Annotated in this window: 11 protein-coding genes; 4 read left to right on the forward strand and 7 right to left on the reverse strand. The window is 60.9% G+C overall.

Annotation, left to right across the window (positions count from 1 at the left end):
* The first annotated feature begins 49 nt into the window (after positions 1–49).
* A complete protein-coding gene (locus AC5LBQ_RS06145) occupies positions 50–1,102 on the forward strand; it encodes a glycosyltransferase (RefSeq protein WP_295027766.1) in 1,053 nt (350 codons plus the stop codon).
* On the opposite strand, the gene AC5LBQ_RS06150 is transcribed toward AC5LBQ_RS06145, so the two are convergent.
* Complete coding sequence (locus AC5LBQ_RS06150) at positions 1,085–3,112, reverse strand: DUF6541 family protein (RefSeq protein ID WP_493264934.1); 2,028 nt, start codon at positions 3,110–3,112, stop codon at positions 1,085–1,087. The two genes, AC5LBQ_RS06145 and AC5LBQ_RS06150, sit on opposite strands and share 18 nt — an antisense overlap.
* Complete coding sequence (locus tag AC5LBQ_RS06155) at positions 3,109–4,128, reverse strand: glycosyltransferase family 2 protein (protein ID WP_493264935.1); 1,020 nt, start codon at positions 4,126–4,128, stop codon at positions 3,109–3,111. The genes AC5LBQ_RS06150 and AC5LBQ_RS06155 overlap by 4 nt, the downstream gene beginning before the upstream one ends.
* A 236-nt stretch (positions 4,129–4,364) precedes the next feature.
* Here AC5LBQ_RS06155 and AC5LBQ_RS06160 point away from each other — a divergent pair, with 236 nt between their 5' ends.
* Positions 4,365–4,979 (forward strand): hypothetical protein, encoded by a 615-nt coding sequence (locus AC5LBQ_RS06160; protein WP_295027769.1) that lies wholly within the window; start codon positions 4,365–4,367, stop codon positions 4,977–4,979.
* Between the two features lie 2 nt (positions 4,980–4,981).
* On the opposite strand, the gene AC5LBQ_RS06165 is transcribed toward AC5LBQ_RS06160, so the two are convergent.
* The 4 genes from AC5LBQ_RS06165 to AC5LBQ_RS06180 form a co-directional block, all read right to left on the reverse strand.
* Positions 4,982–5,599 carry a dTDP-4-dehydrorhamnose 3,5-epimerase family protein gene (locus AC5LBQ_RS06165; RefSeq protein WP_295027770.1) on the reverse strand — a complete coding sequence of 206 codons (618 nt, stop codon included), beginning with the start codon at positions 5,597–5,599 and terminating at the stop codon, positions 4,982–4,984.
* Positions 5,600–5,684: 85 nt separating this feature from the next.
* Positions 5,685–6,854, reverse strand: coding sequence for a glycosyltransferase (locus tag AC5LBQ_RS06170; RefSeq protein ID WP_493264936.1), 1,170 nt, complete (start codon positions 6,852–6,854; stop codon positions 5,685–5,687).
* A 92-nt stretch (positions 6,855–6,946) separates the two neighbouring features.
* Positions 6,947–9,100, reverse strand: a complete 2,154-nt coding sequence (locus AC5LBQ_RS06175) for a DUF6541 family protein (protein ID WP_493264937.1) — start codon at positions 9,098–9,100, stop codon at positions 6,947–6,949.
* Positions 9,093–10,283: a glycosyltransferase family protein gene (locus AC5LBQ_RS06180; RefSeq protein ID WP_295027773.1), complete on the reverse strand. Its 1,191-nt coding sequence runs from the start codon at positions 10,281–10,283 to the stop codon at positions 9,093–9,095. The genes AC5LBQ_RS06175 and AC5LBQ_RS06180 overlap by 8 nt, the downstream gene beginning before the upstream one ends.
* Positions 10,284–10,349: 66 nt before the next feature.
* Between AC5LBQ_RS06180 and AC5LBQ_RS06185 the strand changes: the two genes are divergently transcribed.
* Positions 10,350–11,393 carry a glycosyltransferase family protein gene (locus tag AC5LBQ_RS06185; RefSeq protein WP_493264938.1) on the forward strand — a complete coding sequence of 348 codons (1,044 nt, stop codon included), beginning with the start codon at positions 10,350–10,352 and terminating at the stop codon, positions 11,391–11,393.
* A gap of 8 nt (positions 11,394–11,401) precedes the next feature.
* Here the strand turns inward: AC5LBQ_RS06185 and AC5LBQ_RS06190 are convergent, their stop codons facing one another.
* On the reverse strand, positions 11,402–12,766 hold the full coding sequence (locus AC5LBQ_RS06190) for a nucleotide sugar dehydrogenase (RefSeq protein ID WP_493264939.1): 1,365 nt from the start codon (positions 12,764–12,766) through the stop codon (positions 11,402–11,404).
* Between the two features lie 102 nt (positions 12,767–12,868).
* Here AC5LBQ_RS06190 and AC5LBQ_RS06195 point away from each other — a divergent pair.
* Positions 12,869–13,587: lipopolysaccharide biosynthesis protein (locus AC5LBQ_RS06195; protein WP_493264940.1), on the forward strand; the 719-nt coding region annotated here is incomplete at its 3' end.

The following is a 13,587-nucleotide window of genomic DNA, read 5'->3' on the forward strand; positions in this document are numbered from 1 at the left end:
AGCTCCCAGTTTCGTTAGACTAAATGTGTTGGATATTCCAGGAGGAATCTTGAGCAAAGTCGCTGTCGTAACCCGTACCCACAACCGCCCCTTGTTCCTGGCTCGTGTCTTAAAAACCGTGGCGGAACAAACGTTTTCGGATTATGTGCATCTCATCGTGAACGATGCGGGCAGTCCGGATGCTGTCAGGGCTGCCGTAGCGCAGCTGCCCGCAGCTGCGCAATCTCGGGTCGAAGTCATTAACAACGAAGTGTCTCGCGGCCGCGAGGCGGCGGTTAATCCCGGTTTTTCCCGGGCTGGCGAAATGGGCGTGACCTATGTGGCAGTGTTGGACGACGACGATAGTTGGGAGGCGGATTTCCTCACGGACTGCGTCGCTTGGCTGGATAGCAAGCCGGATTACGTTGGGGTCGCTACGCGCACCACCTTGGTTTACGAAGAAATAAACCGGGAGGGCAACGCAGTGGTTGAGCTTCGCCGCGGCCCGCTGGCTCCAGATAAACATACCGTTGCTTTGGAGGACATTCTGCAGGTCAATTGGGTGCCCCCGGTTTCCCTGCTGTTCCGCGCTGAAACGTTGCCGAAACTCACGGGTTGGCGCGAAGATTTGCCGGTTTTGTCCGACTGGGATTTTTTCCTGCGCATGCTTCTGTTGGGACCGGTGGGATTCATCGACTCACCCTTGGCGAACTGGCATCACCGAGCTAACGCTGTCGGCGATGATGGCAATTCGGTGGTGGTGGCCGCACAGGATCACAATGATTTTCACGCCATTATCCGGGACCAGGCTCTGCGCGAAGCGTTGACCTGCACCGCGTCCCCGAGTACGCAACCCGATTTGAAAACTTTGGCCCAGCCGCTTTTGCTGGCGCATTACGCCAAAGCCCTGCGAGAAGAAAACGAAAGATTAACCCAGCAGCTTAAGGAGCTACAGCTCCATCAGCGGGAGCGCAACGAGGAAATCGTGCGCTATTTTGACGAAAAAACAGAACGCCTGAGCGCTCAGCTCGGAGAGGTCGGCGAATCCGTTTTGCTGCTGCACGAGCGGATGAACTCGATGGGTTTCAAGGCGCGGTGGCGCCGTCTATTTCATCGCGGCTGAGTTTGCTCCGCAGGCCTCGATTTTATACACCGTGGCTTCACCTAGCTGCGCGACCGGAGCGAAACCGCTGGTCACATCCACGTTGTGCAGGCCGGGGTAGGTAAAGTCACCTGCGGACACTCCCGTGGCATCGGCGTAGTAGTGGGTGATTTGTTCCTGCCGAATAATGGCGCAGACCTTGGGGTTCGTGCCGATTTCGCGGAAGTGGTCGGCCAGGTACTTGCGGTTTGCGTCAAAGGCCGACCCGGACAGCTGCAGGTAATAGGTCGGTATGCCCGTGACGGCGTACAGGAGGCCTTCTCCGGCGGAGGGATCGCCGATGACCAGGGAGTCTTGCGGCAGCTGGAGGTTGGACATGGCAGAGAATTCTTCGCTCGACACCCACGGGGCGTGGAATTGGGAACCGGGCACGAAGGCGATGGTGGCCAGCAGTACCCGGTCAGGATAGAACCGTGGAGCTATCGGAGCGGCCGCCATCCCAGCGAGCAGGACCGTGGTGAGGGAGGCGACCCCGACACGCGCCGCGAGAACTCGTGACGGCACCGCGCGGGACAGAACGACCGCGAGTTCTCCTACCGCGCCCGCCGCGAATACGGGCAGGAACACGGCAATCCCGGATCCGATACGGTCATAAGCCCCGTACCACAGGCCGGTGAGGATGCTGAGCGGCCCCATCGACACTTTTGTGGCCGCCACCAGGACCAATATCCCGGTAACAATCGTCGCCAGCCGCAGGTCGCGGCATTTTGCGGTGTACCAAACCAGGCCTAACAGGCTGAGCAGGCCCAAGGGAAGTGGCAGCCACCAGGGGTCTTGATAGATTTGGCTCAGGCCGAGCATGGCCGCGAGCGCCCGCAAGGTCTCCAGATTGTCCCCGGCTTGGGTGGCCCGCGCCCCGATTCCCAGCCGAGCCAGGCCGAGGGGCACCACCAGTCCCCCCGCCAGGGCTGCTAAGACAACCCCCAACCACCACCACGGCTTGAGTTGGCGTTTCACGACCGCGTTCAACAGGCAGGCGAACACGGCCAGACAGAGGAAACCGAAAATGGAGGGGTGGGCATGAACGGCGGCGAAAATCACCAAAGCACCCAACACGGTCTTGGGGAAAAATCGCGCCCAGAGCCGCGAGAGGGTGACATCCGGGGCCTCGCCCGCATGCCAAGTCGCCAAAGTATCCACCGATCTCAGGACGACCCACAGAGCCAGGGGCCACCACATGACCGCCAAAATGTAGGGGTAGAGGGATTGCAAAACCCCGAGGTAGTAAGGAAAAACCAGGGGCCAGGGGCTCAGCAGGACCGCCAGGGGGACACTGGGGTGGCGCTGGCCAAAGGCGTATTGGGCCAGCAGGGCGACTCCGAGCGGCCACGCGGTGAGAGTGAGGGCCATCAGCAGGGCGTTGGATAGGAGCGTGGGGGTGGCGTAGGGGACAAAGAGGCTCAGCAGCGTTGCCCACTGGGCCGGGTAGTACACGCCCTGACGGCCGGGATACAGCGAGTCCAAGGCCCCTTTCCAGGCGGCACCGCCGTCCTCGGCCACAACCCGCACCGAGGAATAGTGGAACATCGCATCGAAGGATTGCGAGGGAGCTGCCAGTATCGGCAAGGTTTGCACGAACGGTAGCAGTTGGATGATGCCGGCCGCCACCAGAGCCAGGACCAGCGAAATCACGAACCAGATCCGCGACACAGAGGCATCGGAGGCCACCGGGCGCGCCGGCATCTGCGCAATCATGGCGTGTCCTCCCCGCGGCTGGCGCCTCAGGGAATACACCCGTTTAGAGCAGACTACGGCCACCAGGAACACCAAGAAAGGCCCGACTACCTGCAGGTTCCACGGAATATGCAGCCAGGCCAGGACCTGACCGATTACGGCCAGAATACCGGCGGTAATCGGGGCGCCCAGAGCGAGGGCAGGCAGGAGGCGGAAACGCGCAGCCAAGGCCAGGAGAAAACCGGGAAGAATCAGGATAACCGCCAGTACGGCTATACACAGCAGGAATGCCGTCATCGCGCCGATCCCGATTCTGACGCAGGCGACTCGCCTGACATGGGGGGCGCTGTCAAAGGGGCGGGCATTGAACCCACGCCAGCACGCAGTGCTCGCAGGATTGTTGCGGCGCGCTGGGCCCGGTCACGGGTCAGTCGCGGGGCAAACACCAGGTTGAAGGCCACAAATTTCGCCAGCCACACCGCGTAACCCAGCCGCCAAGTCGCCGGTATCGGGGCGATGCCACGAATCAGCCAGCACGTGTTGCGCACCAGGTAGAACACTCGGAACGGCGAGTGAACATGTACGACTTGGGCGCGACCCGGAATCTTCACGACATCGTCGCCGAGCTGGTGGTCAATAGTCGCCCCGGTCACCAGGACGGTGCCGCGGCCAGCCGCGTTGGCTCGGGCGGACCATTCCAAATCTACGTGGTCAATGAACATGTCCGCGTTCATCGGCCCCACGGCTCGCCAGGTTTCCACTGGGACGTACAGCCCGGAGGCAATGAGGAAAGCCGCGGGCAGGATGCCCCCGTCGGAGAGATCCGCGGACGCCTCGCGCAAGGCCTCGTCCGGGTAGCGGCGCGGCCCGAAGCGGGTAAAGCGGTAGGCCAGTACGTCTCGTTTGCTCGCATCGGTTTCGCGTTGGTCAAAAGCCAGACCGCCCAGCGCCCCGATGTTGCCAACCACACGCCCGTAAGCCTGTTCGATTTGTGCCACGTAATCGCTGGCGAACACCGAGTCGTGGTCAAAGAACAACAGCGCGGTTGCGCCGTGGCGGATGGCGTGGCGGGCGCCGAGGTTTTGGGCCGCCGCGATGCCGAGGTTGCGCCCGAGTTCCAACACCACTACCCCGCGTTTGGTCCAAGCCTGCCAGTATTCGTGCAGTTCCGCAGGGGGTTCCGGGGTGTTATCGACTATCAACACCTGTTGAACCTGGGTTTGTAGCGAGGCGATGACCGCATCGAGCCGAGCCATATCGGGCGCATAAGCCACCCCGATTGCCCACACCTGTTTTTGTGCTGTATCTACCATCCCTGACAGTTTAACGCATCACAACAAACGACATTGAGTAGCGGACACAAAGCCGGTCAACCAGGAAAAAACATGACCCCCTCAGGCGCAGCGACACAAAACGCCACCACAGTACCGGTTCCCTTGTGACAGCGAACAAACAACAAACTAAGCGGGAACGGAACCAGTTAGAATAAAAACCGGTTCGACCCTCACTCCTGCAAACGTTAACGGTCTATTTTTGAGAGGTGTTTGCCATGAAAAAGCTAAGTGGCTCCGTCTTGGCGCTGTTGTGCCTTTTAGCGCTGGGTTCCTGCGCGAATCAGTCCGAACACTCCACTGCCAGCAAGACACCAGAACAGTCTGCCGCCACACCTACCACCACTGCACCTGACATCGCTACTCCGCCGCCCGTAATCCCCACTCCTACCGAATCGGGAAATTGGAAAGCAAACCTGCCCACCAACGACTATGGCGAATATCTGCTCTCTAGGGTTTCAGCAGACAGAGTTATTGACGAGAACGACGTTGATTTCACGGACTGGGTTTGGAATCACCTGGCTCAATATGACGGTAAGCACAAAATACTGGCCGCCGCCTACGTAACCGGATTCGACCCCGACAAAAAACCCGAGGTCAAACTGTATGAGGGTTCCCTCACGACTTTAGGAAAAGACCTGGCCAAAGCCGATGAATCACAGGTTCTCGCCCCCGGGGAAGGTTGCCTACTGTACTACGAGGAGCACCCACAAGTGTGGATTCTCACCGATGACGGGTCAATCTATCAAGTGCGCTGGCCTCGGGATCGCTGCGAGCACAACATGGAAATGGATACCAAGTATCCCTTCATCTCCTCAAAAATATTCGGATAGGGTTAGCGACCCAAAGACGCCACGTAATCCAAGGTCGCCTGGTAGTCCGGCAGTAAGCCCTGTTCACGAGCCTCGGCCAGGCTCGGCGCGGCCGTGTCCTTTTCCGAAAGAATGACTTGCAGCGGCCGGCCCGCCAAGTCACAATCCGGCCACTTCAGCGCCACCTCGGGGTCGACCGGGGAAACCCCGTGTTCGCGTCCCGGATTGTAGCCCGCCGAACACAGGTAAACCACGGTGGAATTGTCCTCCAGCGCCACGAAACAGTGCCCCAAGCCCTCCGAAAGGTAGATGGCCCGGCGATGTTCGCCCTCCAGCAGCACCGAATCCCACTGACCAAACGTGGGGGAACCCACGCGAATATCGACCGCGAAATCCAACACGGCACCGCTCGGACACATCACGTACTTGGCCTGGCTAGGCGGCACTTCCGCGAAATGAATCCCGCGCACCACCCCGGCTTTTGAAATGGAGCAGTTCGCCTGCACCAGGTTTAGCGGATGTCCCACGACCCCGGCGAACTCGTCCATCTTGTACATTTCCATGAACGCCCCGCGCTCATCGGGGAACTGTTTGGGGGTAATCTCCCAAGCGCCGGCAATTTTTAGTTCGCGGTATTCCATCGTGTATTCCCTCCCTAGTCGGTGGCTGTTTCAGCCAACAATAGTTTAGTGGGTTTTTCCGCGCCCGCTAAGCAGCTCAGGCCGGTTAGCGGGCAAATCCACTGGCCGCCATGGTTTCGGCATAGACCTCATCGTATTCCGCGGCGATGGCGGTCGGCGAGTAGCGGTCCCCGACAGTTTCAGCGACTTCGCGGGGCTCCATCGTGGCGGTAGCAGCCTGCAGCTCCTGGCAAGCCTCAGCCCAAAACTTCGAGTTCTTTTCCGTCACGATGCGCACGACCGGTTCGGTATCCGCGCTAATCCACTGCAAATCGCGGGCGCCTTCACCCAAAACCAGGGGCCGACCCGCCAGGAGGGCCTGGAGGGCGGGCACGTAAAAGTTTTCCTCCTTGGTGGGGCCAATGAACAAATCCGCGGCATTGAGGGCTTCCATCACTCCGACCTCGTTGGCGGAGACAAAACGCACGTACTCCTCCAGTTTCAGATCCTTAATCTTTTCCTGACTCCGAATCTTCGCAACCCCTTCACCGACCCAAGTCAGGGTCGCGTCCACCCCGGCGGCGCGTAATGTTTTCACCGTGCGAATCGCCACTTCCGGCTGATGTTTCGCGTTGACCGCACCAACCGAAACCAGGCGCAACTGACCCGCCACGCGCGGGCGTGGGACAAACTCGTTATCAGCGGGAACAGAACTTTCTACCCCCTCGAGTGGCGGCAGCGAAGGATACAGGGGGGACGGCACAATGTAGGGCACCGCGGCGGTGTAGGACGAGAATCGCCGGGAGGCAATATCCTCGAGCATTTTTACCGCCGGGGCAATCAAACCGTCCGGACGCAGCAGGATTTCCTCCACCGGCAGGATTTCCTGAGGCCAGTCCATCGGGCTGGTCAGCTGCCACGGCTCGGTATGCACCCAGGCACATGCCAGCTGTTCTTCCTCTCGCTCGGGCAACCCAAACGGAATCAAGGAACGCTGATTCATCGTGTGAATAATGTCGAAACCTGGAGCTAGGGCGTAAACAACTTGAGCAGCGCGTTCGAAGTCCTCCGGGGCGCGCATTGCATTGGGAAAGCCCCGCACTTCCACGTTGGCATCCACGTAGTGACTTTCCTCACTGCCAGCCGCTTCAGAACGCAAATGCACCACCGTCACCTGGTGATTCATCCCGATAGCCTGGGCATTCATGCGCACAAACACGCCGGTGTTGGGAGATTCAATCGTGGGATATTCAGTAGTAACAATGGCAACCTTCATACTGTCCATTATGTCTCATTACTTCGGCCGGGTTGCCGGTTCTGGTCTACTGACTGGTATTGACTGGACAAGCGCGGAGGGTGCGAATCCGCTCAGCGCACGTGCCCGGGGCAGGTGTCGTAGTTGACGCGATACAGGCGCTGGCCGATGAACTCGTAGTCCCCCGTGTCCACCACGTTTTCCGCAATCTTTCGAAGCATGTGCTGGGGCGGGCGAAACTTTACATTCGGTTCTTTCCACATCCAGATGTAGGTGCCGTATCGCGAGCCGGCCGCAGAAGTGTCGTTGTCCGAGTAATAGTGGGTCACCCCTTGTTCCTTTAGATAGTCACAAGTTTCGGGGGAAATTTGGCCGTCATAGAGGTCTTTCGTGACTTCCAGGGCTCGCCCGGTGGGGTAGCTCATGGCGGGACGCACCACGTGGACTCCACCCAAAATCCACCAAAACGGGGTGCCAATCTGCGGAGCGCCCCAAATGACGGCATCGCGCGGCAAAGTCGGAGCCACCCGTTCGATGAACGCCTGTTCTGAGGCCGTGACCATCGTGCCGCGAACGATGACCGCCGGATCGTAGGAACCGTCGATAACCGTGAGGCGTCCCCCCACGGTCCCTCCGCATCCGCTGACCAGCACCACCGCGGCAAGTGACCACGAAAACCACCGATAGGCCTGCGGGCGCGACACCCAACGAGGCATGGCGACGAGCCGTTCCAAACCGCGCGACAGGGCTAGTGACCCCAGAGGATAGGCACACATCAACACCAGCGGGGCAATCCGACCGGACTGCAGATACCACGGCGCCGTGAGGTAGTATCCCGGCCACACCGGCCCGGCCGCCAGCAGGAAAAACGCCGTGCTCACGACTAGCCCGCCTACCAGCCACAGCAGTCGGCGCTGACGCACCAACCACACGCTTGCCACCACCGCTGCCACCGTATAAATCGCGCCACCCAGCCCGAAACCCGCAAAGAACGGGCCTTTCGGGTAATCCACCAACAGCCGCCAGGTCATGTCCCAAGTGTGGTTATGCGGGTTGGCAAACTTCGACATGGAAACCAGGCGAGGCACCATCACCAGCCAAAACCCGACCCCCAGCACGGCCGCAATGGCCAGCGGCACGAACAGCTTTACCACTCGGGACACCTGCCAGCCCCGCCACCAGCGCCACCCCAGCACCAAGGCCGGCAGGAACATCAGCAGCACCAAGTTGAACACCGCAGCCGGGTGGGTGCAGCCCAGACCGGCCAGTCCCACCAGCCAACCCAGGCTCATCCACGGGGCGAGCTGGGAGGACAGCAGACTGCGGCGGAGGCTTCCGCGGACTTTTTGCCCGCAGCGCCGTGCCGTTTGGCTGGCAGAAGGGGTGTCTTCGGGTGTGTCGGGAGAGGTTCCGGCAGTCTCGTGGCGAGGATACTTCACCGGGGCGGGGCGCAGACGATAGATGGCCACGGCAAAAATCACCATGCCCGGGGTTGCTATAAGCGAGAAGGTGTAGGGCGGGGTGGCCAGGTTCGCCATATAGTTGGCGGTGAAGGTCGAGCTGGTGGCCGCACCCAAGGCAGTCAGGGCCGCGGTGGTTCGGCTGACCTCGCCCGCGCCTTTCCAGGACGTCAGCGCCAATAGGGCAAACAGCCCCAGCACGGCCGGCCACAGCACCAGCACGGCCGTCATCGCGCCCGCGTAAGACTGTAGCGGGGAGCCGGGCAGCAGCGCCACCAGGTTATGGAAGATATTGGGGTAATACGCCCCGACCCCTTCGTTCATGGGAGCCAACGTGACCCAGGGGCTGGCGGAGGCAAACTCACGCGTATAGCGAATCCCGGACAGGTGAAACACCACGTCCCAGGTTTGGGGCACCCGCGTCGCCAAACGGGTCGCTACCAGGTAGGGCAGCGCCGACAGCGCGGCGCAGCCAGCGAAAACTGCCCACAGACCGCCAGAAACGCCGGTAGAAGGAACTCGGGGCCAGACGGCTCTTGACTCTCGGCGCAACGTCCACAGCCTACCCACCACGAAAGGCAGACAGATGAGCACCAGCAGCGGCAACGCCAGCCACGCCCGCCACGGCAGGTGCAGCCCGATGGCAATCCAAGTCGCCCCGGCCCACACTCCCAAGCTCACCGCCGGAGCGGCCACAACGCGCAAAGCCCCGTGAACCCCCAAACCCCACAACACCGTCAGCCCCGGCGCCAGCAGGTAGACCAGGGCTACCAGTGTCGCGCCGGCCAGTACCAAAACGTCAGTCACCGTGGGCGGCTCCTTTCGAGCCAGCGATTGGTGGGGTTTTCAGGAAAGCATCGAGGATTTCGTCAATGACTTTCGACTGGGATTGAAAAGACAGCGGGTCGGCGGCAGCGGCGGCGGCTTGCTTGTAGCCGGTAATTGCTTGGGGGGTCAGACTTTGCAGGGCAGCCACGATGCTGGGCACACTGAAATCCTCAGAAACCACCCCGAGCCCGTATTCATTGACCACGTTGACCATTTCGACTGTTGGCCCGATTGCTACGGCCAGCCGGGCTTGGACAAAGTCGAAAAGTTTATTCGGCAAGGTCAAGCGGGCGTTCGTGTGCGTGGGGGGAATCCAGAAAACGCCTACATCATAAGCGTTGAGGGTGGCCGGCAGTTCAAAGGGCTTCACCGGATCATGGAAGCGAATCCGCGGGTTGCTCCCCGCGACTTCGCGCAGTTTTTCCAGGTAAGCTCCTCCGTCTCCGGCAGGAACCAGGTACAAATCCAGAGTGAAACGCGATCCGGCTTGGATGGTGGCCTCAATCATGGCTTCGATGTTGCGCCCGAATACCGCCCCGCCGGAATGCACCAGGCGGATGACGCCGTCAGGTACGGGCGTGGGTTGCAAATCCGCGTAGGGAGCCGCGTTCATCAACAGGCGGGGTCGCACCCCGTAATGGCTCTCATAAAGTTTGGCGATTTCGGTTCCGACCGTGGTCGCGGCGGCAGTTTGGGGCAAATATTTCCGGCAAATGTGCTCCATTAGGGGTTTGACCAAGATTCGCCACGAGGCAATATGCGTGCGCTCCCCCGGAGCCCATTCGTGGAGGTCAGCCCACACTGGAGCCTGGTTGTGCCGGGCGATTGCGAAAGCTAGGGGCAGGGCTCTAGCGTCGTTGGCGACGATGGCGTCAAAAGTCCGGTCTGATAGAGCCCGTAATGCGTACCGGTTTCCCGGTGCCGCCAGTTCTGCCTGGTTATGCAGGTGCAGGGCCAGCTGCAAAACCCCCAGAGGGGTTTGCGGCAAAGATTTCGCCGAGTCGGGCACTTGGATATGTTCGCTAACATAGTCGGGCTTTGGCCCGTAGCCCAAGCTGGTGACGTGACCGTGTTTGGCAACCACGCTAATCTCGCGCAGTACTCGCGCGTCACTTTCAATGTTTGAGAAAGAAATCACCAGGATTCTAGGGTCATTGGGCATGGTCACATCATACCGCCCGAAGGAAAAAACAGCGCTGGTATTATCGTTTCATCGAGAGGAGTCAACGTGAGCAAATCCAGTGAGGATTATCTGCAGGTCTTACACCTGGGTGACCCGGCGCATACCGCCACCCTGCTGGCTCGCGCCGCGAATGAGACTGGGCGAGCCTGGCGCGTGCTACCCCTGGCGCAAAATCCACAGACCGCGAGCCCGGTGGCGCAAACGTTGGGTCGAGCCTGGCGCGGAGCCTGGTGGGAGGCGCGTTTATGGGGTGCGAAGTTGTCTCGTCCTCGCATACATCTGCATTCGGCGATGGCACTGCCTCACGTGGGTTGGGCTTTGGGGGATTACGTGTTGCATCTGCACGGCACGGATATTCGCTCACGTCGCTACGAACCTGCCTATACCAACCGGATTCATGACGCGGTAGCCCACGCCCGCCAAGTGTTTTATTCCACTCCTGACCTGCGTGAACATCTCACAGATTGGCGGCCGGAAGCGCGGCTGATTCCGGTGCCGGTGGACCTGGATTGCCCGACCGCAATTAATCCTTATCGTTGTAAAGCACGCTCCACTGGTTCCTATGTTTTCTTTGTTTCCCGGTGGGAAGCCGTGAAGGGGGGAAATACCCAGGTAGAGGCAGCAAAGTGTCTGCGCGCGCGGCTGCCCCAGTCAGTTGCGCTGGTCGGTTTGCAATGGGGAGACTCGCAGCTGATGGATGCAGCCCGGGAAGCCGGAGTCTGCCTGATTCCAAAACTACCGGGGGCGCAATACCGCCAGGTTATCCGGGACGCGGCGGCCTGTGTCGGGCAAACTGCCGGGATTCTCAGCGCCTCTGAACTAGAAGCGCTGGCGGAGGACGTGCCGCTCATCGCGCCGTTGAATCCGTCTTGGTATGACGCCTCGCACCCTTCACTGGTTGACGTTCCTGTCTGGGGCGGAACCGCCTTGGATCCCATGGACAGCGAAACAATCGCGAAACTGACGCTAGCGGCGCTGCAGACTCCGGTCTCGCAGCGCCCACTGACCCGTGACTGGGTGCAGCGCTTTCACTCACCCACTGCTGCTCTCACCGGGGTTCTGGAAGGATATCGCGCCGCAGGCTGGTAACGCGAACTTTAGGCGTCGGTCGCCAGTTTCGCGTTGGCAAAAGCCGCGGTCGCGTCGCTGTCTGCGCTGGCGCCGCCACCGACTCGCAGGTAGCGTGCGGCGGGGAAACGCGAGGGCGTGAGGATACCACGGCCGTCAAAAATCGCTTTTGCTCCGGGCAAGTCCGTCGCGGACAGTTCCCGATATCCGGCGTGGTCAGCCTGGAGAATGGCGGCCTCGACCGGCTCGCCCAGGTGGTAGGGCTCCCAGCCAAACCCGCGCAGCTCCTCATCACTGAACATCGGGTCGTGTACCACCACGTGTGCCCCACGCTGCGAAAGCTCCGCGACAGTAGCAAACACGCCGGAAAACGCGGTTTCTTTCACACCGCCGCGATAGGCCGCACCCAGCACCACCACGGTAGCTCCCGAAAGCGCCGTACCCCGCTCTTCCAGGGCTTGTGAGAGACGTTCCACCACGTAAGCCGGCATTTCCGAGTTGGCCACCCGGGCAGAACGCACCACCGTTGCGTCAGGATCAGTCGAGAGGTAGAGCCGGGGATAGACCGGAATGCAGTGCCCGCCCACGGCGATACCGGGACGATGAATGTGGGAATACGGCTGAGAGTTACAGGCGTTGATGACCTTCATCACGTCAATCCCGGCGCTATCAGCGAAACGCGCGAACTGGTTGGCCAGCCCGATGTTGACATCCCGATAGGTCGTTTCCGCCAGTTTCGCCATTTCAGCTGCTTCGGCGCTGCCCATATCCCACACGCCGTTCGGTTGGGGCAGGTCGGGGCGCTCGTCAAAATCCAACACCGCGCGATAGAACTCGATTCCTCGCCGGGTGCCTTCCGCGCTCAGCCCCCCCACGAGTTTCGGGTAACGGCGCAGGTCAGCGTACACCCGTCCGGTGAGAACCCGTTCTGGGGAAAACACCATCCAAAAGTCCTGGCTCTCGCGCAGACCGGAGAGTTTTTCAAGCATCGGCTGGAAGCGGTGACGGGTCGTGCCCACCGGCAGGGTCGTTTCGTAGCTGACCAGCGTGCCGGCGGTGAGGTTTTCCCCGACCGAAGTCGTGGCCGCGTCCATAATCGTGAGGTCTGGCTCCCAGGTCTGGTCGTTGACGAACAGCGGCACTACGATGACCACCGCGTCAGCTCCGGGAATCGCCTCGGCGTAGTCCGTGGTGGCGCGCAGTTGCCCGGCGGGAACCAGCTTGGCCAGGTATTCGCCCAGGTGAGCCTCCCCGGGGAACGGCTCCTTCCCACTGTTGATGGCGGTAACTGTATGCGGATTGATGTCTACCCCCGTGACCTGGTGACCCTTTGCAGCGTATTGGGTCGCCAGCGGCAGGCCTATCTTTCCCATTCCCACAACAGCGATTTTCACGGCGTTTCCTTTCTTTAGCGGCACTTACGTGGTACCTGTGCAGCATCGCAGCACTAACTCGGCACCATCTGTCCACGGTTGATTCTACGCTAGACTGACACCATGAGTGCTGAGCTTCCCGCGTCCCCAGCCGGGCCAAACCCGGAAAAGCCGGGGAACCCTGGGGAACACGAGGCTCCGGCCGCACCGCCCTCGACCGCAGACACCTCCGGACTGCGGGCTTGGCTCGGCCGCCACCGAGTCCTCACCGATGTGCTGACTATGCTGGGCGGCACCGGCGGGGCTCAGCTGATTACCTTGCTGGGCTACCTGGTTTTGGCCAGGATTTATACCGACAGCGATTTCGGCGTGCTTTCCATCATTGTTTCTATCGGTTCAATCGGCGCGGTGCTCGCGGCGGGACGATACGATCCGGCCATCATGCTGCCAGATACTGACCGGGAAGCGAAACAGGTCGTGCGCCTGGCGGTGACGATTAACGTGATTTTTTCGGTCATTTTCCTGGCCGGGTGCGTGGTGGCGACCTTTGCGCTGAGCCATGTCTGGCCACAGGTCGCCCCGCTGCTGATTTTTGCCGCCCTGTATGTCACGGTTACTTCCTTGAGTTCCATTTGGACGTTTTGGTTGAATCGGCTGGGGGAATATCGCCAAATTTCAGCCAATCGTCTGTTTAGCGCCGTGGCGCAGGTCGGGTTACAGATTGGGGCTTGGCTGGGTGGTTTGGGTGGGGCCGTCGGTCTCATCGGCGGGGGGGGGTTTGGGGGGTCTGGTGGGGCCCCCCCCCTGAGGTTTGTGGCGCGGGGGGGCCGGGGGGAGGGGGG

The sequence above is a fragment of the Mobiluncus sp. genome (assembly GCF_985070215.1).

What these genes read in the sequence shown, in the direction of transcription:
- AC5LBQ_RS06150 (WP_493264934.1), bottom strand. Translation starts at nt 3,112, where the DNA reads ATGACGGCATTCCTGCTGTGTATAGCCGTACTGGCGGTTATCCTGATT.
- AC5LBQ_RS06155 (WP_493264935.1), bottom strand. Translation starts at nt 4,128, where the DNA reads ATGGTAGATACAGCACAAAAACAGGTGTGGGCAATCGGGGTGGCTTAT.
- AC5LBQ_RS06160 (WP_295027769.1), top strand. Translation starts at nt 4,365, where the DNA reads ATGAAAAAGCTAAGTGGCTCCGTCTTGGCGCTGTTGTGCCTTTTAGCG.
- AC5LBQ_RS06165 (WP_295027770.1), bottom strand. Translation starts at nt 5,599, where the DNA reads ATGGAATACCGCGAACTAAAAATTGCCGGCGCTTGGGAGATTACCCCC.
- AC5LBQ_RS06170 (WP_493264936.1), bottom strand. Translation starts at nt 6,854, where the DNA reads ATGAAGGTTGCCATTGTTACTACTGAATATCCCACGATTGAATCTCCC.
- AC5LBQ_RS06180 (WP_295027773.1), bottom strand. Translation starts at nt 10,283, where the DNA reads ATGCCCAATGACCCTAGAATCCTGGTGATTTCTTTCTCAAACATTGAA.